Source organism: Pseudomonas sp. MF4836 (assembly GCF_002018875.1).
Lineage (GTDB): Bacteria > Pseudomonadota > Gammaproteobacteria > Pseudomonadales > Pseudomonadaceae > Aquipseudomonas.
In genome coordinates, this window is record NZ_MVOL01000009.1 from 143,704 (window position 1) to 168,935 (window position 25,232).

At 62.2% G+C, this 25,232-nt stretch carries 24 protein-coding genes; 19 read left to right on the top strand and 5 right to left on the bottom strand.

Annotation, left to right across the window (positions count from 1 at the left end):
• Positions 1 to 42: 42 nt before the first annotated feature.
• Together MF4836_RS21365 and MF4836_RS21370 are read right to left on the bottom strand one after the other, a co-directional pair.
• Positions 43 to 2,151, bottom strand: a complete 2,109-nt coding sequence (locus MF4836_RS21365) for a molybdopterin oxidoreductase family protein (RefSeq protein WP_078471930.1) — start codon at positions 2,149 to 2,151, stop codon at positions 43 to 45.
• Between the two features lie 132 nt (positions 2,152 to 2,283).
• A complete protein-coding gene (locus MF4836_RS21370) occupies positions 2,284 to 2,574 on the bottom strand; it encodes a hypothetical protein (protein WP_078471931.1) in 291 nt (96 codons plus the stop codon).
• A gap of 414 nt (positions 2,575 to 2,988) precedes the next feature.
• Here MF4836_RS21370 and argF point away from each other — a divergent pair, with 414 nt between their 5' ends.
• Positions 2,989 to 3,909, top strand: coding sequence for an ornithine carbamoyltransferase (gene argF, locus MF4836_RS21375; RefSeq protein ID WP_020298576.1), 921 nt, complete (start codon positions 2,989 to 2,991; stop codon positions 3,907 to 3,909).
• Positions 3,906 to 5,015, top strand: coding sequence for an ABC transporter ATP-binding protein (locus tag MF4836_RS21380; protein ID WP_078471932.1), 1,110 nt, complete (start codon positions 3,906 to 3,908; stop codon positions 5,013 to 5,015). The genes argF and MF4836_RS21380 overlap by 4 nt, the downstream gene beginning before the upstream one ends.
• Positions 5,016 to 5,075: 60 nt before the next feature.
• On the opposite strand, the gene MF4836_RS21385 is transcribed toward MF4836_RS21380, so the two are convergent.
• Together MF4836_RS21385 and ybaK are read right to left on the bottom strand one after the other, a co-directional pair.
• Positions 5,076 to 5,864, bottom strand: coding sequence for a PhzF family phenazine biosynthesis protein (locus MF4836_RS21385; protein ID WP_078471933.1), 789 nt, complete (start codon positions 5,862 to 5,864; stop codon positions 5,076 to 5,078).
• A gap of 124 nt (positions 5,865 to 5,988) precedes the next feature.
• Positions 5,989 to 6,459: a Cys-tRNA(Pro) deacylase gene (gene ybaK / locus MF4836_RS21390; protein ID WP_020298573.1), complete on the bottom strand. Its 471-nt coding sequence runs from the start codon at positions 6,457 to 6,459 to the stop codon at positions 5,989 to 5,991.
• A 383-nt stretch (positions 6,460 to 6,842) separates the two neighbouring features.
• Here ybaK and MF4836_RS21395 point away from each other — a divergent pair, with 383 nt between their 5' ends.
• From MF4836_RS21395 to MF4836_RS21460, 14 genes are all read left to right on the top strand, one after another.
• Positions 6,843 to 7,694, top strand: a complete 852-nt coding sequence (locus MF4836_RS21395) for an MIP/aquaporin family protein (protein ID WP_020298572.1) — start codon at positions 6,843 to 6,845, stop codon at positions 7,692 to 7,694.
• Positions 7,695 to 7,770: 76 nt separating this feature from the next.
• Positions 7,771 to 9,282 carry a glycerol kinase GlpK gene (gene glpK / locus MF4836_RS21400; protein ID WP_078471934.1) on the top strand — a complete coding sequence of 504 codons (1,512 nt, stop codon included), beginning with the start codon at positions 7,771 to 7,773 and terminating at the stop codon, positions 9,280 to 9,282.
• 89 nt (positions 9,283 to 9,371) lie between these two features.
• The gene (locus tag MF4836_RS21405; protein ID WP_020298570.1) at positions 9,372 to 10,127 is read left to right on the top strand and encodes a DeoR family transcriptional regulator; all 756 of its coding nucleotides are present in this window, start codon (positions 9,372 to 9,374) and stop codon (positions 10,125 to 10,127) included.
• A 245-nt stretch (positions 10,128 to 10,372) separates the two neighbouring features.
• Positions 10,373 to 11,911, top strand: coding sequence for a glycerol-3-phosphate dehydrogenase (gene glpD / locus MF4836_RS21410; RefSeq protein WP_078471935.1), 1,539 nt, complete (start codon positions 10,373 to 10,375; stop codon positions 11,909 to 11,911).
• 336 nt (positions 11,912 to 12,247) lie between these two features.
• Complete coding sequence (locus MF4836_RS21415; protein ID WP_020298568.1) at positions 12,248 to 13,162, top strand: glutamate/aspartate ABC transporter substrate-binding protein; 915 nt, start codon at positions 12,248 to 12,250, stop codon at positions 13,160 to 13,162.
• Positions 13,163 to 13,354: 192 nt separating this feature from the next.
• Positions 13,355 to 14,101 carry an amino acid ABC transporter permease gene (locus MF4836_RS21420; RefSeq protein ID WP_020298567.1) on the top strand — a complete coding sequence of 249 codons (747 nt, stop codon included), beginning with the start codon at positions 13,355 to 13,357 and terminating at the stop codon, positions 14,099 to 14,101.
• Positions 14,101 to 14,772 carry an amino acid ABC transporter permease gene (locus MF4836_RS21425; protein ID WP_078471936.1) on the top strand — a complete coding sequence of 224 codons (672 nt, stop codon included), beginning with the start codon at positions 14,101 to 14,103 and terminating at the stop codon, positions 14,770 to 14,772. The genes MF4836_RS21420 and MF4836_RS21425 overlap by 1 nt, the downstream gene beginning before the upstream one ends.
• Positions 14,769 to 15,503 carry an amino acid ABC transporter ATP-binding protein gene (locus MF4836_RS21430; protein ID WP_020298565.1) on the top strand — a complete coding sequence of 245 codons (735 nt, stop codon included), beginning with the start codon at positions 14,769 to 14,771 and terminating at the stop codon, positions 15,501 to 15,503. The genes MF4836_RS21425 and MF4836_RS21430 overlap by 4 nt, the downstream gene beginning before the upstream one ends.
• A 222-nt stretch (positions 15,504 to 15,725) precedes the next feature.
• On the top strand, positions 15,726 to 17,627 hold the full coding sequence (locus tag MF4836_RS21435) for a sensor histidine kinase (protein WP_078471937.1): 1,902 nt from the start codon (positions 15,726 to 15,728) through the stop codon (positions 17,625 to 17,627).
• Positions 17,624 to 18,949: a sigma-54-dependent transcriptional regulator gene (locus MF4836_RS21440; protein WP_078471938.1), complete on the top strand. Its 1,326-nt coding sequence runs from the start codon at positions 17,624 to 17,626 to the stop codon at positions 18,947 to 18,949. The genes MF4836_RS21435 and MF4836_RS21440 overlap by 4 nt, the downstream gene beginning before the upstream one ends.
• Before the next feature lie 32 nt (positions 18,950 to 18,981).
• Positions 18,982 to 19,311 (top strand): GlpM family protein, encoded by a 330-nt coding sequence (locus tag MF4836_RS21445; protein ID WP_178102975.1) that lies wholly within the window; start codon positions 18,982 to 18,984, stop codon positions 19,309 to 19,311.
• A 211-nt stretch (positions 19,312 to 19,522) separates the two neighbouring features.
• Complete coding sequence (locus MF4836_RS21450) at positions 19,523 to 20,443, top strand: arginase (protein WP_078472053.1); 921 nt, start codon at positions 19,523 to 19,525, stop codon at positions 20,441 to 20,443.
• Positions 20,440 to 20,814, top strand: coding sequence for an EamA family transporter (locus tag MF4836_RS21455; RefSeq protein WP_078471940.1), 375 nt, complete (start codon positions 20,440 to 20,442; stop codon positions 20,812 to 20,814). Before MF4836_RS21450 ends, MF4836_RS21455 begins: the two co-directional genes overlap by 4 nt.
• 30 nt (positions 20,815 to 20,844) lie before the next feature.
• Positions 20,845 to 21,246 (top strand): EamA family transporter, encoded by a 402-nt coding sequence (locus tag MF4836_RS21460; RefSeq protein WP_078471941.1) that lies wholly within the window; start codon positions 20,845 to 20,847, stop codon positions 21,244 to 21,246.
• A 27-nt stretch (positions 21,247 to 21,273) separates the two neighbouring features.
• Here MF4836_RS21460 and MF4836_RS21465 read toward each other — a convergent pair whose 3' ends face one another.
• The gene (locus MF4836_RS21465) at positions 21,274 to 22,044 is read right to left on the bottom strand and encodes a MipA/OmpV family protein (protein ID WP_078471942.1); all 771 of its coding nucleotides are present in this window, start codon (positions 22,042 to 22,044) and stop codon (positions 21,274 to 21,276) included.
• A 229-nt stretch (positions 22,045 to 22,273) separates the two neighbouring features.
• Here MF4836_RS21465 and MF4836_RS21470 point away from each other — a divergent pair, with 229 nt between their 5' ends.
• From MF4836_RS21470 to MF4836_RS21480, 3 genes are read left to right on the top strand one after another with little or no spacing between them, the layout of a single operon-like run.
• Positions 22,274 to 22,981, top strand: a complete 708-nt coding sequence (locus MF4836_RS21470; RefSeq protein ID WP_078471943.1) for an MtnX-like HAD-IB family phosphatase — start codon at positions 22,274 to 22,276, stop codon at positions 22,979 to 22,981.
• Positions 22,974 to 24,368, top strand: a complete 1,395-nt coding sequence (locus tag MF4836_RS21475; RefSeq protein ID WP_078471944.1) for an aspartate aminotransferase family protein — start codon at positions 22,974 to 22,976, stop codon at positions 24,366 to 24,368. The genes MF4836_RS21470 and MF4836_RS21475 overlap by 8 nt, the downstream gene beginning before the upstream one ends.
• Entirely contained in the window at positions 24,365 to 25,228 is an 864-nt protein-coding gene (locus MF4836_RS21480) for an alpha/beta hydrolase (protein ID WP_078471945.1), read from the top strand. The genes MF4836_RS21475 and MF4836_RS21480 overlap by 4 nt, the downstream gene beginning before the upstream one ends.
• The last annotated feature ends 4 nt before the right edge of the window (positions 25,229 to 25,232 follow it).

The following is a 25,232-nucleotide window of genomic DNA, read 5'->3' on the forward strand; positions in this document are numbered from 1 at the left end:
ACGGAAAGCCGAGCGCCATGCTCGGTCTCCCCGACAGACACCTCAAGCAGCCTGCACCTTGACCGGCACGCCGTTGAGCGCCGCATTCCCCGATAATTCGTCGAGTTGCCGCTCATCGGTCAGGTCGTTGGCGCTGGAGCCCGGCTGCTCGCTGGCGATGCTCATGTGCACGCCAGGCCGCGCATGCCCCCAACCGTGAGGCAGGCTGACCACCCCCGGCATCATCTCGCTGCTGGCCAGCACTTCAACTTCAATCATCCCGACCCGCGAGCTGACCCGCACTCGTTGCCCGTCGCTCAGACCACGACTGGCCAGGTCATCGGGGTGCATCAGCAACTGATGGCGCGGCTTGCCTTTCACCAGCCGGTGATAGTTGTGCATCCATGAATTATTACTGCGTACGTGGCGCCGCCCGATCATCAGCAATTCATCGACCGAGGGCGCCTGTAACGCGGCAAAACGCTCCAGATCAGCCAGAATCGCCGCCGGGGCGGCTTGCACCCGCTGGTTCTCGGTCTTCAGGCGCTGCGCCAGGTTCGGCTTGAGCGCCCCCAGATCGATGCCATGGGGATGATGGGCCAGGGTCGCCAGGGAAAGCTGGTACGTCGAGTCATCACCGTAGCGACCGCCTCGCAGCCCCCGATCGATCATCTGCGCCGGCGCCACGGTGGGCTTGAGCGGCTGGCCGCTGTGGGCGGCAAAAGCCTGGGCCAGGCCGACGAAGATCTCCCAGTCATGCAGCGCACCCTCGGGCTTGGGCAAAATGGCCTGGTTGAAACGGCTCACATTGCGCACCGCGAACATATTGAAGGTGGTGTCGTAGTGATCGTTCTCCAGGGCCGATGTGGAGGGCAGGATCAAGTCCGCGTAGCGCGTGGTTTCGTTGATGTACAAATCGATGCTGAGCATGAACTCCAGGCCGTCCAGCGCCTGCTCCAGTTGCCGGCCATTGGGCGTGGACAGCACCGGATTGCCGGCAATGGTGATCAGCGCCCGGACCTGGCCCTCACCTTCGGTCAGAATCTCCTCGGCCAGTGCCGATACCGGGAACTCGCCACCGTATTCAGGCCGTCCGGAAACCCGGCTTTGCCAGACATTGAAGTGCCCGCCCGAGGTCGATGCCACCAGGTCCACCGCCGGCTCCGTGCACAGCGCACCACCAACCCGATCGAGGTTGCCAGTGACCAGGTTGATCAATTGCACCAGCCAATGGCACAAGGTGCCGAACGCCTGGGTCGAGACCCCCATGCGCCCGTAACACACGGCTTTGTCCGCGGCCGCAAAGTCCCGCGCCAACTGGCGGATCTGCAAGGCTGGCACGGCGCACAGCGGGCTCATGGCCTCGGCGCTGAAGCCGGCGATGGATTCGCGCACCTGGTCCAGACCGTCCACCGGCAAATGGCTGGGGCGAGTCAGGCCCTCATCGAACAAGGTATGCAACATCCCGAACAGCAGCGCGGCATCGCCTCCCGGGCGCACGAACAGGTGCTGATCGGCGATGGCGGCGGTTTCGCTGCGCCGCGGATCGACCACCACCACTTTGCCGCCTCGGGCCTGGATCGCCTTCAGGCGCTTCTCCACATCCGGCACGGTCATGATGCTGCCGTTGGAGGCCAACGGGTTGCCGCCCAGGATCAGCATGAAGTCGGTGTGGTCGATGTCCGGAATCGGCAGTAACAGGCCGTGGCCGTACATCAGGTAACTGCTCAGGTGATGGGGCAATTGGTCGACCGAGGTCGCGGAAAAACGGTTACGGGTTTTCAGCAGGCCGAGAAAGTAGTTGCTGTGGGTCATCAACCCATAGTTGTGCACGCTGGGATTGCCCTGATAGGTGGCGACGGCGTTGTTGCCGTGGCGCTGCTGGATCGCCGCCAAGCGCTCGGCCACCAGGGCAAACGCCGCGTCCCAGGCGATTGGCCGCCACTGGTCACCCACCCGCTGCATGGGCTGGCGCAGGCGATCAGGATCATCCTGGATGTCTTGCAGGGCCACTGCCTTGGGGCAGATATGGCCGCGACTGAAGCTGTCGTCCTTGTCACCCTTGATCGACGTGATCCTGATCGCGGCGCCTTCGGCCTGGGTGGTTTCAATGGTCAGGCCGCAGATGGCTTCACACAAATGGCAGGCACGGTGATGGAGAGTCTTGGTCATGGCCAGTCTCTATTGTATTCAGGGCAGCCAGCGGGCCGCGGAAACAAAACTATGGCGCTGCGGGGTGCCCAGCGCCAGGGAGAGGTGTCCTGTGAATCGCAGGGCATCAGGCCTGCCGATAACCGCCGACGCTCAGTTGGAAGGCAAGCCGGGAGGGCCCTGGGCGGTGATCTGTGCCACGTTGAGCAGCGGGTCCGGCTCGGCCTGCTGACCGCCGAGCTCAGCCAGCAGGCGCCATTGCTCGTCCAGGCCGGCACTGATGGTCATCATCCGATCGATCATCTGCCGCGCCGCATTGCGTGTGACATCGTCCTCGCTACGCAGCAACTCGAACGACAGGGTGGTCATGGACGCCGTCATGTCCGTCAACGCCCGTGCCGTCAGCCCCAACAGCGCCATCAGTTGTTGTTCCTTTGTCTGCATTGCCAACACTTCCCTGTCGCTGTTGCGCAGTTATAACTCCAGCACTTTGCATTAGGAAATATTTCAGAGTGCATGCCCGTGAATGCTGCCGGAAAACCCCTCGCCCGACAGGTCAGAAAACGACCGGGATCACGCCGCGCCCGCCCTGCTTGATTGCCAAGCGGCGTGGGGGCAGTGTACAAATGGCCGGCTGCTGTCAGGAAACAGGCTTCAAAAGCGCTACCGCACTCGCACCGTAGCCTCTCTGAAATCCCCTAAACGCCGTAGCACTATTGGTAAGACGCGACATTTAATTATAAGATCGCGCCTTCCCCTATTTCGTCGCCCCGTGCGGCTTTCGCCGCAGGTCTCGCCCGTTTTTCAAATAAACAAGGCTTTGAGTATCTGCGGTCTGTTGCAAAAAGGTAGTTAATGATGAGCGCAAGGCACTTTCTCTCCCTGATGGATTGCACGCCCGAAGAGCTGGTCAGCGTGATTCGTCGAGGCATCGAGCTGAAGGACCTGCGTAACCGCGGCGTACTGTTCGAGCCATTGAAAAACCGCGTGCTCGGAATGATTTTCGAGAAGTCGTCGACCCGTACCCGTCTTTCATTCGAAGCCGGCATGATCCAGCTCGGCGGCCAGGCCATCTTCCTGTCCCCGCGCGACACCCAACTGGGTCGCGGCGAGCCCATCAGCGATTGCGCGATCGTCATGTCGCGCATGCTCGATGCGGTGATGATCCGTACATTCGCCCACAGCACCCTGACCGAGTTCGCGGCCAACTCCCGCGTGCCGGTGATCAACGGCCTGTCCGATGACCTGCATCCCTGCCAGTTGCTGGCCGACATGCAAACCTTCCTCGAACACCGCGGCTCGATCCAGGGCAAGACCGTGGCCTGGATCGGCGACGGCAACAACATGTGCAACAGCTATATAGAAGCGGCGATCCAGTTCGACTTCCAGTTGCGCATCGCCTGCCCTGAAGGCTACGAGCCCAACCCGCACTTCCTGGCCCAGGCTGGCGATCGCGTGACCATCGTCCGCGATCCGAAAGACGCCGTGCGCGGCGCCCACCTGGTGAGCACTGACGTCTGGACCTCCATGGGCCAGGAAGAAGAAACCGCCAAGCGCCTGAAGCTGTTCGCCCCGTTCCAGGTCAACCGCGCCCTGCTCGACCTCGCGGCCGAGGACGTGCTGTTCATGCATTGCCTGCCGGCGCACCGCGGTGAAGAAATTAGCCTCGACCTGCTGGACGATGCCCGTTCAGTGGCTTGGGACCAGGCCGAAAACCGCCTGCACGCACAAAAGGCCCTGCTCGAATTTCTGGTCGAGCCGGCGTACCACCACGCATGAGCCAGCCATTACTGCTAAACCTGCGCAATCTCGCCTGCGGCTACCAGGATCAACGGGTCGTCCAGAACCTCAACCTGCACCTGAACGCCGGTGACATCGGTTGCCTGCTCGGCTCGTCCGGCTGCGGCAAGACCACCACCCTGCGTGCGATTGCCGGGTTCGAACCGGTGCACGAAGGCGAGATCCAGCTCGCCGGCGAGACCATTTCCAGCGCCGGCTTCACCCTGGCCCCGGAACGCCGTCGCATCGGCATGGTGTTCCAGGATTACGCCCTGTTCCCGCACTTGTGCGTGGCGGACAACATCGCCTTCGGCATCCGCAAGCACCCGCAGAAAGAGCGAGTGGTCGAGGAGTTGCTGGAGCTGGTCAACCTGAAGAACCTCGGCAAGCGCTTCCCCCACGAGCTGTCTGGCGGCCAACAGCAACGCGTGGCCCTGGCCCGAGCCCTGGCGCCGGAACCGCAATTGCTGCTGCTCGACGAGCCCTTCTCCAACCTCGACGGCGAGCTGCGCCGCAAGCTCAGCCATGAGGTGCGCGACATCCTCAAGGCCCGTGGCACCAGCGCGATTCTGGTGACCCATGACCAGGAAGAAGCGTTCGCCGTCAGCGATCACGTCGGGGTGTTCAAGGAAGGTCGCCTGGAGCAGTGGGATACGCCCTACAACCTCTACCACGAGCCGCTGACCCCGTTTGTCGCAAGCTTTATCGGCCAGGGCTATTTTATTCGCGGGCAGCTCACGACCCCGGAATCGGTGCAGACCGAGCTCGGCATGCTGCGAGGCAATCGGGCCTATACCTGGCCGGTGGGGGGAGCGGTGGATGTCCTGCTGCGCCCGGACGATATCGTCTACGCCCCGGACAGCACGCTCAAGGCGCGGATTGTTGGCAAGACCTTCCTTGGCGCATCGACTCTGTACCGCCTGCAGCTGCCCACCGGTAGCCAGTTGGAGTCGATCTTCCCGAGCCACGTCGACCACCAGGTCGGGGCGGATGTGGGCATTCGGGTCGCAGCCGAGCACCTGGTGCTGTTCCAGGCCAACGGCAGCACGGCGGCGCAGATGGTCCAGGTCGAAGCCGGGGTCCGTCGCTACAGCACGGCCCACTGACCGCACACCGGCTTGCCGCTATGCAGGCGCCGCCATCGGACGGCGCCTGCACATTGCCCCTCAGCCCAACAACAATTCGCCGCAGGCCACCAGGGTCGCGTCGCCGCCAATCTTCACCCGCTCCCCTTCCAGCCGACAGAACAACTCCCCACCCCGTTGCGAGCATTGGTAGGCCGTAAGCTCGGTCTTGCCCAGGCGTTCGGCCCAATACGGGATCAGGCAGCAATGGGTCGACCCGGTCACCGGGTCTTCATTGATACCAATGGCTGGCGCAAAAAAGCGCGACACAAAATCATGCTCACGCCCCGCAGCAGTGACAATCACCCCGGGCCACGGCAGTTTGGCCAGGGCGGCCAGATCCGGCTGGCAATCACGCACGGCCTGCTCCGAATCGAGCACCACCAACAGCTCGTTGGCCGCCAGCACCTGCACCGTCTCGCGCCCCAGTGCCCGGGTCAAGGCGGCCAGATCGAGCCCGCCGACTTCGCCCGGCTGGCGACGGGGAAAGTCGAGCCACAGTCGCCCACTGTCGCGGGTGACGCTCAGGGGGCCGGAGCGGCTGAGGAAATCAATGCGTTGCGCCGGCTCCTGATACACCTCGAACAGCACATGGGCACTGGCCAGGGTCGCATGCCCGCACAGCGGGATTTCGGTGAGCGGGGTAAACCAGCGAATGCGCCAACCGGCGTCTTCACGCACCACAAAGGCGGTTTCCGCCAGGTTGTGTTCGGCGGCGATATTTTGCATCAGCGCATCGGCTGGCCAGGCCGCCAGGCGATAGACCATGGCCGGGTTGCCGCTGAAGGGGCGGTCGCTGAAGGCGTCGACTTGATGAAACTCGAATTGCATGTGGCTTCTCCATGAACAGGCGACGCGCAGCATGGAGGCCCGCCCCCCGGAGGCGATAGCCACAGAACAGGGGATTTTTCACCATACAGCGCCGGCCTCTCCCCATGGCGTGGCGCCAGTGCCTTCAGGCGCGACCGATATCGGCAAACCTGGCCTGGGTATGCTCGGCCAGCACCGCCGCTGCCAGCTCGACTTCCAACCCACGGCGCCCGGCGCTGACAAAGATGCTCGCAAACGGCTGGGCACTGTTGTCGATAAAGGTCCGCAAGCGCTTCTTCTGCCCCAGCGGGCTGATCCCCCCCAGCAGGTAGCCAGTCGCCCGTTGCGCGGCCGCCGGGTCTGCCATTTCGGCTTTCTTGACCCCTGCGGCCTGGGCCAGGGCCTTGAGATCAAGACTTCCGACGACCGGCACCACCGCCACCAGCAATTCACCCTTTTCACTGCTGGCCAACAGCGTCTTGAACACCTGTGCCGGGTCCAGGCCCAGTTTTTCCGCTGCCTCCAGCCCATAGGAGGCTGCCTTGGGATCATGTTCGTAACTGTGCACCCGATGTTCGGCGCGAACTTTTTTCAGCAGATCCAGTGCAGGGGTCATGGCAGCTCCAAGGGAGGGACAAAGACTAAAAACATGGGCCTCGGATTCTAGGACATCAATCGGCAAAAGGCTCTACCCCGAGGCCCGCCAACCCGGGTCGAAACGATTTTCCCGGGCGTTGGGCGACAGATTGTCCCAGGGCCCAGTGTGTCCTTGTGACGAACATTCACCTGACTGATAACTACAAAATGACTACCGGTTCACTTTCGACCTTTGACAGCAGTGTTTCTTGTCTATATTTTTTCGTTTATGAATATCATGCTGTAGATCGAATGGTGTACCGGCAGTAAGCCGTTATCGGGATGGGGATCCTGATGGTGGTGAAAATCGCGCTTGGCACCCTTAGCCCAAGCGTCAGACAACAACAAAAAACGAGGTTTTCAATGACAACTGCTTTACAACAACCAACGCTCTTCGGCCAATGCACTGCCGAATTCCTGGGCACCGCCCTGCTGATCTTCTTTGGTACGGGTTGCGTCGCCGCGCTCAAGGTGGCGGGTGCCAGCTTCGGCCTGTGGGAAATCAGCATTATCTGGGGGATCGGCGTGAGCATGGCGATCTACCTCACGGCCGGGGTTTCCGGGGCCCACCTCAACCCTGCCGTCAGCATCGCGCTGTGCCTGTTTACCGATTTCGAGAAGCGCAAACTGCCGTTCTATATCCTCGCCCAGGTTGCCGGCGCCTTCTGCGCAGCGCTGCTGGTCTACACGCTTTACAGCAACCTGTTCTTCGATTTCGAACAAAGCCACCAGATGATTCGCGGCTCCCAGGCCAGCCTGGAGCTGGCGTCGGTGTTCTCCACCTACCCGCACCCGGCGCTGTCGACGGCCCAGGCGTTCCTGGTGGAAGTGGTGATCACCGCCATCCTGATGGGGGTGATCATGTCCCTGACCGACGACAACAACGGCCTGCCACGGGGTGCGATGGCGCCCTTGCTGATTGGTTTGCTGATTGCCGTGATCGGCAGCGCAATGGGCCCGCTGACCGGCTTTGCGATGAACCCGGCGCGGGACTTCGGTCCAAAACTGATGACCTTCTTCATGGGCTGGGGTGAAGTCTCCTTCACCGGCGGCCGTGATATCCCATACTTCCTGGTACCGATCTTTGCTCCGATCGTCGGTGCCTGCCTCGGTGCAGCAGCCTATCGCGGGCTGATTGCCCGTCACCTGCCTAGCGCCATTGCTGCTACAAAGGACGCAGAACCGGCCACTGACGGCAAAGTAAGAACTTCTTGAAACCGCGGGCGCGAGATCCTGCCCAAACCGATCTCGCGCCTCACCTCACTTCCTTATTTCGTCCAAGGCAATCGACATGACCGACATTCAGAATAAGAACTACATCATTGCCCTCGATCAGGGTACGACCAGCTCGCGCGCGATCATTTTCGACCGTGACGCCAATGTGGTCTGCACCGCTCAGCGCGAATTCGCCCAGCATTATCCGCAAGCCGGCTGGGTCGAACACGACCCGATGGAAATCTTCGCCACCCAGAGCGCAGTGATGGTCGAGGCCCTGGCCCAGGCTGGCCTGCACCATGACCAGGTCGCTGCCATCGGCATCACCAACCAGCGCGAAACCACCGTGGTCTGGGACAAGAACACCGGCCGCCCGATCTATAACGCCATCGTCTGGCAGTGCCGACGCAGCACCGAGATCTGCCAGCAGCTCAAGCGCGACGGCCACGAGCAATACATCAGCGACACCACCGGCCTGGTCACCGACCCGTACTTCTCCGGTACCAAGCTCAAGTGGATCCTCGACAACGTCGAAGGCAGCCGTGAGCGTGCCCGTGACGGCGAACTGCTGTTCGGCACCATCGACAGCTGGCTGATCTGGAAATTTACCGGCGGCAAGACCCACGTCACCGACTACACCAACGCCTCACGCACCATGCTCTTCAACATCCACACCCTGGAGTGGGATGCCAAGATGCTGGAAGTGCTGGATATCCCGCGGGCCATGCTGCCTGAAGTGAAGTCGTCGTCCGAAATCTACGGCCGCACCAAGAGCGGTATTGCCATCGGCGGTATTGCCGGCGACCAGCAGGCGGCGCTGTTCGGCCAGATGTGCGTCGAGCCGGGCCAGGCAAAAAACACCTACGGCACCGGTTGCTTCCTGCTGATGAACACCGGCGACAAGGCGGTCAAATCCAAGCACGGCATGCTCACCACCATCGCCTGCGGCCCACGGGGTGAAGTGGCATACGCCCTGGAAGGCGCGGTATTCAACGGCGGTTCCACCGTGCAGTGGCTGCGGGACGAGTTGAAAATCATCAACGACGCCCACGACACCGAATACTTCGCCAACAAGGTCAAGGACAGCAATGGCGTGTACCTGGTCCCGGCCTTCACCGGCCTTGGCGCCCCCTACTGGGACCCCTATGCCCGTGGCGCGCTGTTCGGCCTGACCCGGGGCGTGCGGGTTGACCACATCATTCGCGCGGCCCTGGAGTCCATCGCCTACCAGACCCGCGACGTACTCGACGCCATGCAACAGGACTCCGGCGAACGCCTCAAGGCCCTGCGTGTGGACGGTGGCGCGGTGGCCAACAACTTCCTCATGCAGTTCCAGGCCGACATCCTCGGCACCCAGGTCGAGCGCCCGCAAATGCGCGAAACCACGGCACTGGGCGCCGCCTACCTGGCGGGCCTGGCTTGTGGCTTCTGGGGCAGCCTGGAAGAGTTGCGAGGCAAGGCCGTGATCGAGCGCGAGTTCGAACCTGCTCTGGACGAAGCCGCCAAGGAAAAACTCTACGCCGGCTGGAAAAAAGCCGTCAGCCGCACCCGCGACTGGGAACCCCACGAAGGCGCTGAGCAGGCCTGAGGCCGGATTCGCGTCCGGTTGTAACTGGTAGGGAGCAGATTCCTGCGGCATCATGGGCAAATTTTGCACGGCAGCCCAAAGGAAGCCCCATGAATCTGCCTCCCCGTCAGCAGCAAATCCTCGAACTGGTCCGCGAACGCGGCTACGTCAGCATCGAGGAAATGGCTCAGCTGTTCGTTGTTACCCCGCAAACCATCCGCCGCGATATCAACCAATTGGCGGAAGTGAACCTGCTGCGTCGCTATCACGGCGGCGCCGCCTACGACTCCAGCGTCGAAAACACCGCCTATGCCATGCGCGCCGATCAGATGCGCGATGAGAAACAACGCATCGGCGAAGCCATCGCCGCACAAATTCCCGACCACGCCTCGCTGTTCATCAATATCGGTACCACCACCGAGTCCATTGCGCGGGCGCTGCTCAACCACAACCACCTGAAGATCATCACCAACAACCTGCACGTCGCCTCCATGCTCAGCGCCAAGGACGACTTTGACGTGCTGCTTACCGGCGGCACCGTGCGCCGCGACGGCGGTGTGGTGGGCCAGGCCAGCGTCGACTTCATCAATCAGTTCAAGGTCGACTTCGCCCTGGTCGGCATCAGCGGGATCGATGAAGACGGCAGCCTGCTGGACTTCGACTACCAGGAAGTACGGGTCTCCCAGGCGATCATCGCCAACGCCCGGCAAGTGATCCTGGCCGCCGACTCCAGCAAGTTCGGGCGCAACGCCATGATCCGCCTGGGGCCGATCAGCCTGATCGACTGCCTGGTAACCGATCAGCAGCCCGTCCCGGCCCTCGCCCAACTGCTCAGCCAGCACAAGATCCGCCTCGAAGTGGTGTAACCCCTCCCCCAAGCAGCCTGCAACAGCAGGCTTGGCTTTTTCCGCCTGCGCCTGAGCAGTCTCCACGACCGCCTCAAAGCGTCGAACAATGTTCGTATATTTTCCTTTGAGCCCGCTTCGATCAGTTTTTTCAATCGAAGGCGACTGGCTGTGGGCGACTTTATGCGCTAGTATTTTCGGAAATGAACATTAATGTTCGAATTCAAATATCAATTCAAATATTAAAAGAAACCCGAGGCCCGCCGATGCCCACTTCTACCTTGCCCACGCCCCCTCTTGCCGAGGTCTACGATGTTGCCGTGATTGGCGGCGGGATCAATGGAGTCGGGATCGCTGCCGATGCCGCCGGTCGCGGCCTGTCCGTGTTCCTTTGCGAAAAGGACGACCTGGCCAGCCACACCTCTTCAGCCAGCAGCAAGTTGATCCATGGCGGCCTGCGCTACCTCGAACATTACGAATTCCGCCTGGTGCGCGAGGCCCTGGCCGAACGCGAAGTGCTGCTGGCCAAGGCGCCGCACATCGTCAAACCGATGCGTTTCGTGCTGCCGCACCGCCCACACCTGCGCCCGGCGTGGATGATTCGTGCCGGCCTGTTTCTGTATGACCACTTGGGCAAGCGAGAAAAACTCGCCGGTTCCAAAAGCCTCAAGTTCGGTACCGACAGCCCGCTGAAAGCGCAAATCACCAAGGGTTTCGAATACTCCGACTGCTGGGTCGATGACGCGCGCCTGGTGGTGCTCAACGCCATGGCTGCCCGGGAGAAAGGCGCCCACGTCCACACCCAGACCCGTTGCGTCAGCGCCCGGCGCAGCAAGGGCCTGTGGCACCTGCACCTGGAGCGCGCCGACGGCAGCCTGTTCTCGATCCGCGCCAAGGCCCTGGTCAATGCAGCCGGGCCGTGGGTCGCCAAGTTCATCAAGGATGACCTGAAGCTGGATTCGCCCTACGGCATCCGCTTGATCCAGGGCAGCCACCTGATCGTGCCAAAGCTCTACGAAGGTGAACATGCGCACATCCTGCAGAACGAAGATCAGCGCATCGTCTTCACCATCCCGTACCTGAATCACTTCACCCTGATCGGCACCACCGACCGCGAATACACCGGCGACCCGGCGAAAGTGACGATCACCGACGGCGAGACGGATTACATCCTTAACGTGGTCAATGCCCACTTCAAGAAACAGCTGAGCCGCGACGACATCGTCCACACCTATTCCGGTGTGCGCCCGCTGTGCAATGACGAGTCCGACAACCCTTCGGCCGTGACCCGCGATTACACCCTGGCCCTTTCCGGCGCGGCTGAAGAGGCGCCGTTGCTGTCGGTGTTCGGCGGCAAGCTGACCACCTACCGCAAACTGGCCGAGTCGGCACTGGCTCAACTGGCGCCCTACTTCAAGGACATCCGCCCGAGCTGGACGGCCCAGGCGACCCTGCCGGGCGGTGAGGACATGAGCACCCCACAGGCGCTGAGCGAGGCGATCCGCAAGCGGTACGACTGGGTCCCCGAGGAAATCGCCCTGCGCTGGGCCACCACCTACGGCAGCCGCACCTGGCGCCTGCTGGAAGGTGTGCAAGGCCTGAACGACATGGGCGAGCACCTAGGTGGCGGGCTCTACACCCGTGAAGTCGACTACCTGTGCAGCGAGGAATGGGCAGTCAATGCCGAGGACATCCTGTGGCGGCGCAGCAAACTCGGCCTGTTCACCACCGCAGCCGAACAGCAGAAGCTGCGGGACTATCTGGAACAGGTCGAGCAGAACCGCCGCAAGATCGAAGCGGCCTGATCTCCCCGAGTGCTTCACCCCAACCCCCGGCGCCTCACGGCCCGGGGGTTTTGCGTTAGGGTGTGTTAGCCAGACGGTGGATGTTCGGTTTTCCGAACGAGCATCCCGCGCGGATTCGGATAACCGGATAATCGCCGCTTCAGAAACCCTGGATAGATATTTAATTCCCTTTTAAATCAGCCTCTTGATCCTTTTATCCTGGCCTGGCACGACTCATGCTCTACACTCTGCGACGAATGCCTGATCGCCAACACATCAGGAGCCGTCAAGGCATTCGCTGTATAAAAGAGCCGTCGAACTGGCTTCATAAAAAAAACAAATGTCGAGGAAATATTGATGCGCATCGTTCCCCACCTGTTGGGCGCAGCTATCGCTGCCGCTCTGATTAGCACTCCAGTTTTCGCAGCCGAACTCACCGGCACACTGAAGAAGATCAAAGAGTCCGGCACCATCACCCTCGGACATCGCGACGCATCCATTCCGTTTTCCTACATCGCGGATGCTTCCGGCGTTCCTGTTGGCTACTCCCACGACATCCAGCTGAAAATCGTCGAAGCCATCAAGAAAGACCTCGACATGCCGGATCTCAAGGTCAAGTACAACCTGGTCACCTCGCAAACCCGTATCCCGCTGGTGCAGAACGGCACCGTGGACGTCGAGTGCGGCTCCACCACCAACAACGTCGAGCGTCAGCAGCAAGTTGATTTCTCGGTAGGCATCTTCGAAATCGGCACCCGTCTGCTGGCCAAGAAAGACTCCACCTACAAAGACTTCCCTGATCTGAAGGGCAAGAACGTGGTGACCACCGCCGGCACCACCTCCGAGCGCATCCTCAAGTCGATGAACGCCGACAAGCAGATGGGCATGAACGTGATCTCCGCCAAGGACCACGGTGAATCCTTCAACATGCTGGAAAGCGGCCGCGCCGTTGCCTTCATGATGGACGACGCACTGCTGGCCGGTGAAATGGCCAAGGCCAAGAAGCCGACCGACTGGGCCGTGACCGGTACCGCGCAGTCCTATGAAATCTACGGCTGCATGGTGCGCAAGGGCGATGCCCCGTTCAAGAAAGCCGTCGACGACGCCATCGTAGCGACCTACAAGTCGGGCGAGATCAACAAGATCTACGACAAGTGGTTCCAATCGCCAATCCCGCCAAAAGGCCTGAACCTGATGTTCCCGATGAGCGACGAGCTCAAGGCCCTGATCGCCAACCCGACCGACAAAGCGGCTGACGACAAAAAGTCCTGATTCCTGACTAACCTTACATCCTGAAGGGGCCCCGCCCCTTCAGGAGTCTGTCACTACCTGCTGGCATTTTTTGGAAACACTCGAACCGGTGGTTGTCGAGCCGATCGTGTGTGCCTGATCTTCAACATCAGGCGGGAAAGGATTCTCCCCAAGCGGGTGCTTGTACATCGATCGATCTGAGGGGAGACCCTAATGAATTACAACTGGGACTGGGGCGTGTTCTTCAAGTCCACCGGCGTGGGCAGCGAGACCTATCTCGACTGGTTCATTTCCGGCCTGGGCTGGACCATCGCCATTGCCGTGGTGGCCTGGATCATCGCGCTGACACTGGGCTCGGTGCTCGGGGTCATGCGTACCGTGCCGAATCGCCTGGTATCGGGGATCGCCACGGTTTACGTGGAGCTCTTCCGTAACGTACCGCTGCTGGTTCAGCTGTTTATCTGGTACTTCCTGGTACCCGACCTGCTGCCGCAAAACCTCCAGGACTGGTACAAACAGGACCTCAACCCGACGACGTCGGCGTACCTGAGCGTGGTCGTGTGCCTGGGCCTGTTTACCGCCGCCCGGGTCTGCGAACAAGTGCGTACCGGTATCCAGGCGCTGCCACGGGGCCAGGAATCCGCCGCTCGTGCCATGGGCTTCAAGCTGCCGCAGATCTACTGGAACGTGCTGCTACCCCAGGCCTATCGGATCATTATTCCGCCGCTCACCTCGGAATTCCTCAACGTCTTCAAGAACTCCTCCGTGGCGTCCTTGATCGGCCTGATGGAATTGCTGGCGCAGACCAAACAGACCGCCGAGTTTTCCGCCAACCTGTTTGAAGCCTTCACCCTGGCCACCCTGATCTACTTCACCCTGAACATGAGCCTGATGCTGCTGATGCGCCTGGTCGAGAAGAAAGTCGCAGTGCCCGGCCTGATCTCTGTGGGGGGTAAATAATGGAATTTGATTTCAGTGGCATCGTCCCGGCCATTCCCGGCCTGTGGAACGGCATGCTGATGACCCTGCAACTGATGGTGCTCGGCGTCGTCGGCGGGATCATCCTTGGTACCATCCTGGCGTTGATGCGCCTGTCCGACAGCAAACTGCTATCGCGGATCGCCGGTGCGTACGTCAACTACTTCCGCTCGATCCCGCTGCTGCTGGTGATCACCTGGTTCTACCTGGCGGTGCCGTTCGTGCTGCGCTGGATCACCGGCGAAGACACCCCGATCGGCGCGTTCACCTCGTGCATCGTGGCGTTCATGATGTTCGAAGCGGCGTACTTCTGCGAAATCGTCCGTGCCGGCGTGCAGTCGATCCCCAAGGGCCAGATGGGCGCCGCCCAGGCATTGGGCATGGGCTATGGCCAGACCATGCGCCTGATCATCCTGCCCCAGGCCTTTCGCAAGATGACCCCGCTGCTGCTGCAACAAAGCATCATCCTGTTCCAGGACACCTCGCTGGTGTACACCGTGGGCTTGGTGGATTTCCTCAATGCCTCGCGCTCCAGCGGCGACATCATCGGTCGCTCCAATGAGTTCCTGATCTTCGCAGGGCTCGTGTACTTCACAATCAGCTTTGCCGCCTCGCTGCTGGTCAAGCGTCTGCAAAAAAGGTTTGCCGTATGATCTCTATCAAGAACATCAACAAGTGGTACGGGGACTTCCAGGTGCTGACCGATTGCAGCACCGAGGTCAAGAAAGGTGAAGTGATCGTGGTGTGCGGGCCGTCCGGTTCCGGCAAATCGACGCTGATCAAATGCGTGAACGCCCTGGAGCCGTTCCAGAAAGGCGACATCGTGGTCGATGGCACCTCCATTGCCGATCCGAAGACCAACCTGCCGAAACTGCGTTCGCGGGTCGGCATGGTGTTCCAGCATTTCGAACTGTTCCCGCACCTGACCATCACCGAAAACCTGACCATCGCGCAGATCAAGGTCTTGGGTCGCAGCAAGGAAGAAGCCACCAAGAAAGGCCTGCAACTGCTTGAGCGCGTCGGCCTTTCCGCCCACGCCCACAAACACCCCGGCCAACTCTCCGGCGGCCAGCAGCAGCGTGTGGCGATTGCCCGTGCGCTGGCGATGGACCCGGTGGTCATGCTGTTCGACGAACCGACCTCGGCGCTGGACCCGGAGATGGTCAACGAAGTGCTCGACGTCATGGTGCAACTGGCCCACGAAGGCATGACCATGATGTGCGTCACCCACGAAATGGGCTTCGCCCGCAAAGTGGCGGATCGGGTGATCTTCATGGACCAGGGCAAAATCATCGAAGACTGTCAGAAAGAAGAGTTCTTCGGCGACATCAGTGCCCGTTCCGAACGTGCGCAGCATTTCCTCGAGAAAATCCTGCAGCACTGAAACCTTGGCGCTTCCCTTGCCCGTGTGGCGAGGGAGTTCGCCCCCGCGGGGTCGCACAGCGGCCCCAGAACCTGCAACCGCGCTGTGCCTGACACACCGCGATTACCGGTTTTACGACTGCTTCGCAGCCGAGCGGGAGCATGCTCCCTCGCCACGGGTTCCGCGCTCGACTGGAAACCAGAGCAGGCCCCTCGCCATGCTGGTTGACCCAAGGCATCTGTGATGAAATGCGACCCCACTCTCTATCGCGCCGCGCCGCCATCACTCGCCGTGAAACCTCGCCTGATTCGCCAACTGTTCCTGCCGCCACTGATCATTTTGCTGATGATCGGCCTGGGGTATGCCGGCTTTTGGGTCAGTGAGCACAACGGGGTCCGCAGCCTCAGCGAAAACGGCGAGCGGCAGCTGGAACTGCACGCCCGCGCCGTCGAAAGCGAGATCAGCAAATACACCTACCTGCCCAGCCTGCTGGAACTGGAATCCAGCGTTTCCCGGCTGCTGGAAGACCCGACGCCCGAACACCGGCAAACGGTCAATGATTACCTCGAAGGCCTGAACCGGCGCAGCCGCAGTCGGGCGATCTACGTGATGGACACCACTGGCCGGGTGCTGGCCACCAGCAACTGGCGGGATGTCGACAGCTACCTGGGTGAAGACCTGTCATTTCGCGCGTATTTCCAGAACGCCGTGCGCGGCCAGCCCGGACGTTTCTACGGCATCGGCAGCACCAATGGCGAGCCGGGCTACTACCTGGCCCATGGCCTGGAGGCCCAGGGCAAGATCATCGGCGTGGCCGTGGTCAAGGTCCGCCTCGAAGCCCTGGAAGAGCGTTGGCAACGAGCGCGCCTGGAAGCCTTTGTCAGCGACGAGAACGGCATCATCATCCTCTCCAGCGACCCGGCGCGGCGGCTCAAGTCGGTCCGTCCCCTGAGCGATGAAACCAAGGAGCGCCTGGCCCGCAGCCTGCAGTACTACTGGTTCCCGCTCAACGAACTGGAACCCCTGGCCCGCGAACGCCTGGCCGAGGGCGTGGAAAAACTGACCTTCCCGGCCAACACCGAACTGGTCTCCGACGAACAGGAAATCAGTTACCTGTCCCAGACCCGGCCCCTGAGCGACACACCGTGGAATTTCACCCTGCTCACCCCGTTGCAGGACCTGCGCCGCGAAGCCATCAATCAGGGAATCCTGGTGGCGGTGGCCTTTGCCCTGGTGGCGTTCCTGCTGATCGCCTGGAACGAACGGCGCAAGGTGATCGCCACCCGCCTGGCCGCCCGTGAAGCGCTGCAGGAAGCCAACAATCAGCTGGAGCGTCGGATTACCGAACGCACCGCCGACCTGCGTGCCAGCAACGAACGGCTCAAGGGGCAGATCCGCGAACGACGCCAGGCCGAAGAGACCCTGCGCCGCGCCCAGGACGAACTGGTGCAGGCCGGCAAGCTGGCGGCCATCGGCCAGATGTCCACCAGCATCGCCCACGAATTGAACCAGCCGCTGGCGGCGCTGCGCACCTTGTCCGGCAACACCGTGCGCTTCCTGGAACGGGGAGCCCTGGACACCGCCAGCGCCAACCTCAAGACCATCAATGAATTGATCGATCGCATGGGCCGCATCACCGCCAGCTTGCGCTCCTTCGCCCGGCGCGGTGACGACCAGGGCGAAGCCAGCCTGGGCAAGGCGGTGGACGCGGCCCTGCAACTGCTCAATGCGCGTATCGAACCACTGCCACTGGCCCTGCGCCGTCACTTCAGCGACGTTCAGCTACAGATCGACCAGACGCGTCTGGAGCAGATTCTGGTCAACCTGATCGGCAATGCCCTGGACGCCATGCAGGCGCAACCGGCGCCCGAGCTGTGGCTGGAAGGCGAACAGGTCGACGATAAATACCGCCTGCGGGTGCGTGACAACGGCCACGGCATCGACGCCGAGGCGCGCAAGCACCTGTTCGAACCCTTCTTTACCACCAAGCCGGGTGAACAGGGCCTGGGCCTCGGCCTGACCCTGTCGGCCAGCCTGGCCGCGGCCACCGGCGGCAATCTGGGTGTCGAGCACCCGGCCACCGGAGGCACCGCCTTCGTCCTCAGCTTGCCCCTGGTAAGCCCCACTCGAGCCGAGCCGCTATGAACCACGACCTCACCGTGCTGATCGTCGAAGACGACCCCCATGTCCTGCTGGGCTGCCAACAGGCCCTCGGGCTGGAGGACATCCCCTGCATCGGCGTCGGCAGTGCCGAGGACGCCCTGGCCCAGGTCGGCGAGAACTTTCCCGGCATCGTGATCAGTGATATCCGCCTGCCGGGTATCGACGGCCTGGAGCTGCTGACCCGCCTCAAGGCGCGCGATCGCAGCTTGCCAGTGGTACTCATCACCGGGCACGGCGATATCTCCATGGCGGTGGGCGCGATGCAGAAAGGCGCCTACGACTTCATGGAAAAACCCTTCTCCCCCGAGCGCCTGGTGGACGTTGCGCGCCGCGCCCTGGAACAGCGGGGCCTGGCTCGGGAAGTGTCCTCGTTGCGCCGGCAGCTGGCCGAGCGCGACTCCCTGGAAGGCCGGATCATCGGCCGCTCACCGGCCATGCAGAACCTGCGCGAGCTGATCGCCAACGTCGCCGACACCTCGGCCAACGTATTGATCGAAGGCGAGACCGGCACCGGCAAGGAACTGGTCGCGCGCTGCCTGCATGACTTCAGTCGACGTCACGCTCACCAGTTCGTCGCGCTGAACTGCGGCGGCCTGCCGGAGAACCTGTTCGAAAGCGAGATCTTCGGCCACGAAGCCAACGCCTTCACCGGCGCCGGCAAGCGACGCATCGGCAAGATCGAGCACGCCCATGACGGCACGCTGTTCCTCGACGAAGTGGAAAGCATGCCGATCAACCTGCAGATCAAGCTGCTGCGGGTCTTGCAGGAGCGCACCCTGGAACGCCTGGGCTCGAACCAGAGCGTGGCCGTGGACTGCCGGGTGATTGCCGCGACCAAGTCCGACCTCGATGAGTTGAGCCGCGCCAACCAGTTTCGCAGCGACCTGTATTACCGGCTGAATGTGGTGACCCTGGAGCTGCCGCCCTTGCGCGAGCGGCGCGAGGACATCCTGCAGTTGTTCGAGCACTTTTTGCAGCAGTCGTCGCTGCGTTTCGACCGCGCGGTGCCGGAGCTGGACAACCAGACCGTATCGATCCTGATGAGCCACGACTGGCCGGGCAACGTGCGTGAGCTGCGCAACGTCGCCGAGCGCTTCGCCCTGGGCCTGCCGGTGTTCAAGAAATCCGGCAGCCACCCGGCCCAGGGCCTGGGCTTTGCCGAAGCGGTGGAAGCCTTCGAGCGCAATCTGCTGGGCGATGCCTTGCAGCGCAGCGGCGGCAACCTGACCCAGGCCAGCCAGGAACTGGGCATGGCCAAGACCACGCTGTTCGACAAGGTCAAGAAGTACGGCCTGAGCCACTAACCCGACCCAAGCGAGATATACCTGTGGATCTATTGCTCAAAGCTGCACTGGGCGCTGGCGTGGTGCTGATCCTGGCCGCCCTGGCGAAAACCCGGAATTACTACATCGCCGGGTTGGTGCCGCTGTTTCCGACCTTCGCCCTGATCGCCCATTACATCGTCGGCAAGGGCCGTTCGGTGGAAGACCTGAAGACCACCATCGTCTTTGGCATGTGGTCGATCATTCCGTACTTCGTGTACCTGGCGACGCTGTACGTGATGGTCGACCGCCTGCGCCTCGAAGCCTCCCTGGCCGTGGCCGCCGTGGCCTGGCTGATGGCCGCGACGGTCCTGGTCAGCGTCTGGGTCCGCCTGCACGCCTGACCTGTCGCCGCTGCCGAGCCCGCGAGGCTGCGCTGGCCGGACCTGGCGCCCCTCATCTGCCTGACACCCCCTCGGCGTTCATCCGGGCCTGCGGCAGCGGCTACGGTCCAGGCGCGCGTTCGAACGTGGCCCGGTCTTTGCAATTACCGTGGAAAGCCCGGCCGGTCTGCGTTTCAGCGCTGGCGGGGCGCTGCCATGGGTAAATCACACGTTGAATATTTTAGATCTCGACCACAGTCTGACCGCCCAGGAGGCCGTCACGCGACGCTTGGAAAACGGTCAGGCGCGGCGCCTGGACCTGCTGGACCTGGGCCCGAAACTGCGGCTCTGGTCCACCGAGCGCACCTACCGGCGCTTCAGCGAACGCCTGGGCCAGCGGCCCGCGCATAACGGGCCGCAGCCGGAAATCTTCTTTGTCGGCTCCGGCGACTACCACCATCTGACCCCGGCCTTTCTCGCCAACCTGAAGGAGCCGGTGAGCCTGATCCACTTCGATAACCACCCCGACTGGGTGCGACTGGCCCCGCGTCGGCACTGCGGCTCTTGGGTCAACCGCGCGCTGCAAATGCCCCACATCCAGCGCATCGTCACCCTGGGGCCGTGCAGCGAGGACCTCGACAGCCCGCAACTGCGCGGCGGCAACCTGGGCGCCTTGCGCCAGGGCAAGCTGCAGCTGTTTCCCTGGCAGCATGCGCCGTCCAAGGTCTGGGGCCGGATCGGCGATGGCGCCGGGCACCAGCAGCGGGAAAACCATCTGCACTGGCACAACCTGGTGGACCAGGACTGGCCCGGTTTCATCGCTCAGATGATCGCCGGCCTGCCCACCGAGGCGGTCTGGATCACCATCGACAAAGACGTGCTGGCCAGTGAAGACGCCGCGACCAACTGGGACCAGGGCGGCATGCGCCTGAGCCACTTATTGCAGGCGCTGCGCCTGCTGGCCGAGGGCAAACGGGTTCTGGGCATCGATGTCTGCGGCGAATTTGCCGCGCCGGCCTTCAGCAACGCCCTCAAGCGCTGGGAAGCCACATCCGACCAACCGCCTGTCGAACGCTGGAGCCAGGCCGACCTGCTGCGCAACTCGGTGACCAATGAAGCGCTGATGAGCCTGTTCGAGGAGTTGTACCCGTGACCTTGACCGTTGTTCTGCTGGTGGCCTTTTCCATCGTCCTGGATGTGATCGGCCAACTCTGTTTCAAGCTCGGCCTGGACCGCCTGCCCGAACTCGAAGGCGGCTTTCGCCTCAATGCGTTCTGGGGCCAGGTATTCAATGCGCCCCTGCTCTGGTGCGGGATCGGCGCCTATGTGATCGAGTTTTTCGTCTGGCTCGAAGCCTTGTCCCGCGCGCCCCTGAGCCTGCTGTTTCCAGCCGCGGCCCTGGCCTATTGCGGCGTGGTCCTGGCCGGCAAGGTCATCCTCGGTGAACACGTCAGCCGGCGGCGCTGGCTCGGCACCCTGGTGATCACCCTGGGCGTGATGCTGGTGTGCATCGCTAGTACCTGAGCCTCTATTCACGATTGAAAGGAACCCTACATGACTTCAACCACCTCATCCGGCTGGCTCCACGAGCGCCTGGGCACCGTGGTGCTCTGGGCCCTGCTGATCGGCTTTGAAAGCGCCGGGCAGATCGCGACCAAGGTGGCCGGCGACCAACTGGGACAGATGGACTTCACCCTGCAATGGCTGCTGGCGGTGGCCGCCAACCCGGGGATCCTGCTGGCGATCGCCTGTTACATCGGCGCCTTTTTCGTCTGGATGCTGATTCTGCGACGCAGCAGCCTGTCCCTGGCCTTCCCCTTGAGTTCACTGGTGTTCGTGGTGGTGCTGCTCGGCTCCTGGCTGGGCCTGGGCGAGCAGATCAGCCTGCTGCACTGGGTCGGCGTACTGGTGATCATCGGCGGGATCGCCCTGCTGGCCGAGGGCGAGGCAAGCTGAAACGACGCTGGCCGCAGCCAGCACGCTTCAGAATTTGTAGCTGATTGCGGTCTGCACCTGGCCCTGATTGACCTGGCCCTTCTCGCGCACGATGCTGCTGTCCGCCGCCGAATGGGTCAGGCGAATCCAGCTGGCACTGGTCATCAGCGACCAGTCGCCGCCCAGGGGAATTTGCAGGTTCTGGGTCAGGGTCACGTTCTGCAAACCGCCACTGGCGTTGTACGGCGCGATGCCGGAGGCCTGGGCCTCGTCGCCACTGATCCCGAAAAAGGTCTGGGCCTGACGCCCATCGGCAAAGTGTGCGGTCAGGTTATTGCTGCCGATAATCCCGGCACCCAGCGGGTAACCGATCTCGCCACCGACCTTGCCCAGCACCCCGCCCTGACCATCGCCTCCCGCCACCGCGTGGCCGAGGAAGGCGAACACGCGCCAGAAATCGTCCGGCGCATACTCGATAAAACCCCCAACGTCGGCCATGTTCGGCACGTCTCGCAGGCCGCGCAGCGAGCCGTTGGCGTTACGCCCTGGCAAGTAATTGATATACGGCCCGGCGCTGAAACCGTTGGCCGACAGGGCATCCCAGGTCAGGCCGTCATCGGTGTCGAGGCTGACCGGACCCCAGTCCAGGTCGAAGTACGGCAATGGCACGCTTTCATAGCGACTGCCGCTTGGGTCGTGGGGCTGGTAGCCGACGCCCAGCCCGACCTGTCCGGTGATGCCGTCGTCGGCCAGGGCTGTGGAACCCGCCCCCAACGCCAGCAGGCCGGCGAACAGGGCAGAACGTGTGAACCTGGGCATGGGTGCATTTCCTTGTCTGAACATGCGCGCATCAATCCCTAGACGTCGGTGTCTGCGCAAGCACTGATGTTGTTTGTAGCAAGCTACAAAAATTGTAGCTACAAAGCTGAAAAACGCCCCGACCCGCCGCCGCAAGCCCAGCCCTGCTGGGTTTTCTCCAGTTGGCACAGTCCCTGCTCTACCTCTCTGGCAAGCGCAAACAGCGCTCCTATCCAACAGGTAACTGCAGATGATGCACTGGCATATCGTGTGTGACTTCGACGGGACCATCACCCGCACCGACGTGATCGACAACGTCCTCCAACGCTTCGCCGACCCTAGCTGGGAGAGCATCGAGCAGGAGTGGCTCGACGGTCACATCGGTTCCCGTGAGTGCCTCAGTCGCCAACTGGCGCTGGTCAAGGCGACCCCGTCCGAGCTGCTCGGGTATTTCGACAGTGTCGAAATCGACCCCGACTTTCCCGACTTCGTCGACCATGTGACCGGCCTCGGCGCCTCCATTGAAGTGGTCAGCGACGGCATCGAACAAGGCATCGCCCGGATCCTGGCGCGCAACTACGTGAGCCTGCTGCCGATCCTTGCCAACCGCCTGCGCCAGGTCGACCACAACAGCTGGCGCATCGACTTCCCCTACGCCAGCGACGCCTGCCGTGCGGCATCCGGCAACTGCAAATGCAAATCCACCCCGCGTGGCAAACGCGTGCTGGTGATCGGTGACGGCCAGTCCGACATGTGCGTGGCCTCCACCGCCGACTTCGTTTTTGCCAAGGACCGCCTGGCCGAATACTGCGAGCGCAATGAAATTCCTTATGCACGCTTCGACACCTTCGCCGAGCTGCCTGCGCTGATGGCCCAACTGCCTAACGGCAGCGCCAACGCCAATACCTTCTCCCTTGAAAATTCTGCTGAACCACAGGAACTATTCCATCATGTCTGACATTCGCATTGCCACCGCAGAAGACCAGATCCTTCTGGAAAAAGAAGCCAAGTACTGCTCCTACGGCGACACCGTCCACTACATCGAGCCGCCGCGCATTTTCAGCCGCTGCGAAGGCTCCTACGTCTGGGACACCGAAGACCAGGCCTACCTCGACCTGCAAATGTGGTATTCGGCGGTCAACTTCGGCTACGCCAACCCGCGTCTGAACAACGCCCTGAAACAGCAGATCGACACCCTGCCGCAGATCGCCAGCCAGTACCTGCACAAAGGCAAGATCGAGCTCTCGGAAATGATCGCGGTCGATGCCAAGAAGAAATTCGGCCTCGACGGCCGCGTGCACTTCAACGTCGGCGGCTCGCAGTCCATCGAGGACTCGCTGAAAGTGGTGCGCAACGCCAGCAACGGCAAGAGCCTGATGTTCGCCTTCGAAGGCGGCTACCACGGCCGGACCCTCGGTGCCTCGTCGATCACCTCCAGCTACCGCTACCGTCGCCGCTACGGCCACTTCGGCGAGCGCGCCAACTTCATTCCGTTCCCGTACCACTTCCGTGGCCCGAAAGGCATGACCAAGGAAGAGTACGGCAGCCACTGCGTGCAGCAGTTCGCCCGGCTGTTCGAAACCGAATACAACGGTGTCTGGGACCCGAAAGTCGGCCAGAGCGAATACGCCGCGTTTTACGTCGAGCCGATCCAGGGCACCGGCGGCTACGTGATCCCGCCGATGAACTTCTACAGCGAGCTCAAGCAGGTCCTGGACCAGCACGGCATCCTGATGGTGGTCGATGAAATCCAGATGGGCTTCTGGCGCACCGGCAAGCTGTGGTCGATCGAACACTTCGACGTGCAACCCGACGTGATCGTGTTCGGCAAGGCACTGACCAACGGCTTGAACCCACTGGGCGGCATCTGGGCCAAGGAAGAATTGATCAACCCGAAAATCTTCCCGCCAGGTTCCACCCACTCCACCTTCGCCTCCAACCCATTGGGTACGGCGGTCGGCCTGGAAATGTTCAAGATGACCAGCGAAGTCGACTACGGCGCGATGGTCATGGCCAAGGGCAAATACTTCCTCGACGGCCTGCAGGAGTTGCAGAAGCGCTTCCCGATCATCGGCGATGTCGACGGCCTGGGCCTGGCCCTGCGCTGCGAAATCTGCGGTCCGGACGGCTTCACCCCGGACAAGGCGACCCTGGACTACATGGTCGAGGAAGGCATGAAGGGCGACATGCTGGTTGACGGTCGGAAACTGGGCCTGATCCTCGACGTCGGCGGCTACTACAAGAACGTGATCACCCTGGCACCGTCCCTGGAGATCAGCTATCCGGAAATCGACCTGGGCCTGAAGCTGCTCGAGCAGTTGCTGGTTCGAGCCATGAAGCGGTGAACGTGGCAGGGATCGATCTGGGTCAAGGCGACTCGGGCTTCGTTCTCGGCAATGGTCCGGTCGGGGTCCTGTTGATCCACGGCCTGACCGGCACCCCGACGGAGTTGCGTCGGGTGGCCCAGGGCCTGGCCAAGCAGGGCTGCACGGTGTACGTGCCGACCCTGGTCGGGCACTGCGGGGACAACAGCGACCTGCAGGCCACCGGCTGGCAGGACTGGTACGAGGGGGTGCGCAGAACCTTCGTCGGCGTGCGTCAGCGTCACCAGCAGGTATTTGTCGGCGGCTTGTCCATGGGTGCAGTGATGTCGATGTACGTGGCGTCCGAGCATCCGGGGCAGGTCACCGGCCTGCTGATGTATTCGACCACCCTCAAGTACGACGGCTGGAGCATCAACAAACTGGCGTTCCTGACCCCGTTGCTGATGAAGATTCCGTTCGGCGTGCACATCTGCAGCTTCGAGGAAAAACCGCCCTACGGCATCAAGAACCAACGCCTGCGGGCCATCGTCGAGCGGCAGATGAAAGCCGGCGAGAGCAGCAATGCCGGGCTGCTGACCATGGAGGGGGTGACCGTGCGCGAACTGCATCGGATGAACGCCGTGGTGAAAAAACGCATGCCGTCGATCACCACGCCGGCCCTGGTGCTGCACTCGATCGAAGACGACATCACCAGCCGCTGGAACGCCGATTATGTGGAACGCAAACTCGGTGGCCCAGTGACCAAGATCCTCCTCGACAACTGCTATCACATGATCACAGTCGACCTGCAATACCGTCGGGTCGTGGAGTTAAGCCTCGCGTTCATCGAGCAACAGGCTCACTCGCCAGCCGTGCGCGAAGACTATCGACAGCTGGCGTAACTTA

Bases quoted from the DNA above. Each gene is read 5' to 3' on its own strand.
- glpK (WP_078471934.1), top strand. From the start codon at position 7,771: ATGACCGACATTCAGAATAAGAACTACATCATTGCCCTCGATCAGGGT.
- glpD (WP_078471935.1), top strand. From the start codon at position 10,373: ATGCCCACTTCTACCTTGCCCACGCCCCCTCTTGCCGAGGTCTACGAT.
- MF4836_RS21395 (WP_020298572.1), top strand. From the start codon at position 6,843: ATGACAACTGCTTTACAACAACCAACGCTCTTCGGCCAATGCACTGCC.
- argF (WP_020298576.1), top strand. From the start codon at position 2,989: ATGAGCGCAAGGCACTTTCTCTCCCTGATGGATTGCACGCCCGAAGAG.
- MF4836_RS21475 (WP_078471944.1), top strand. From the start codon at position 22,974: ATGTCTGACATTCGCATTGCCACCGCAGAAGACCAGATCCTTCTGGAA.
- MF4836_RS21365 (WP_078471930.1), bottom strand. From the start codon at position 2,151: ATGACCAAGACTCTCCATCACCGTGCCTGCCATTTGTGTGAAGCCATC.
- MF4836_RS21415 (WP_020298568.1), top strand. From the start codon at position 12,248: ATGCGCATCGTTCCCCACCTGTTGGGCGCAGCTATCGCTGCCGCTCTG.
- MF4836_RS21405 (WP_020298570.1), top strand. From the start codon at position 9,372: ATGAATCTGCCTCCCCGTCAGCAGCAAATCCTCGAACTGGTCCGCGAA.
- MF4836_RS21420 (WP_020298567.1), top strand. From the start codon at position 13,355: ATGAATTACAACTGGGACTGGGGCGTGTTCTTCAAGTCCACCGGCGTG.
- MF4836_RS21470 (WP_078471943.1), top strand. From the start codon at position 22,274: ATGATGCACTGGCATATCGTGTGTGACTTCGACGGGACCATCACCCGC.
- MF4836_RS21460 (WP_078471941.1), top strand. From the start codon at position 20,845: ATGACTTCAACCACCTCATCCGGCTGGCTCCACGAGCGCCTGGGCACC.
- MF4836_RS21430 (WP_020298565.1), top strand. From the start codon at position 14,769: ATGATCTCTATCAAGAACATCAACAAGTGGTACGGGGACTTCCAGGTG.
- ybaK (WP_020298573.1), bottom strand. From the start codon at position 6,459: ATGACCCCTGCACTGGATCTGCTGAAAAAAGTTCGCGCCGAACATCGG.
- MF4836_RS21440 (WP_078471938.1), top strand. From the start codon at position 17,624: ATGAACCACGACCTCACCGTGCTGATCGTCGAAGACGACCCCCATGTC.
- MF4836_RS21435 (WP_078471937.1), top strand. From the start codon at position 15,726: ATGAAATGCGACCCCACTCTCTATCGCGCCGCGCCGCCATCACTCGCC.
- MF4836_RS21385 (WP_078471933.1), bottom strand. From the start codon at position 5,864: ATGCAATTCGAGTTTCATCAAGTCGACGCCTTCAGCGACCGCCCCTTC.
- MF4836_RS21425 (WP_078471936.1), top strand. From the start codon at position 14,101: ATGGAATTTGATTTCAGTGGCATCGTCCCGGCCATTCCCGGCCTGTGG.
- MF4836_RS21465 (WP_078471942.1), bottom strand. From the start codon at position 22,044: ATGCCCAGGTTCACACGTTCTGCCCTGTTCGCCGGCCTGCTGGCGTTG.
- MF4836_RS21370 (WP_078471931.1), bottom strand. From the start codon at position 2,574: ATGCAGACAAAGGAACAACAACTGATGGCGCTGTTGGGGCTGACGGCA.
- MF4836_RS21380 (WP_078471932.1), top strand. From the start codon at position 3,906: ATGAGCCAGCCATTACTGCTAAACCTGCGCAATCTCGCCTGCGGCTAC.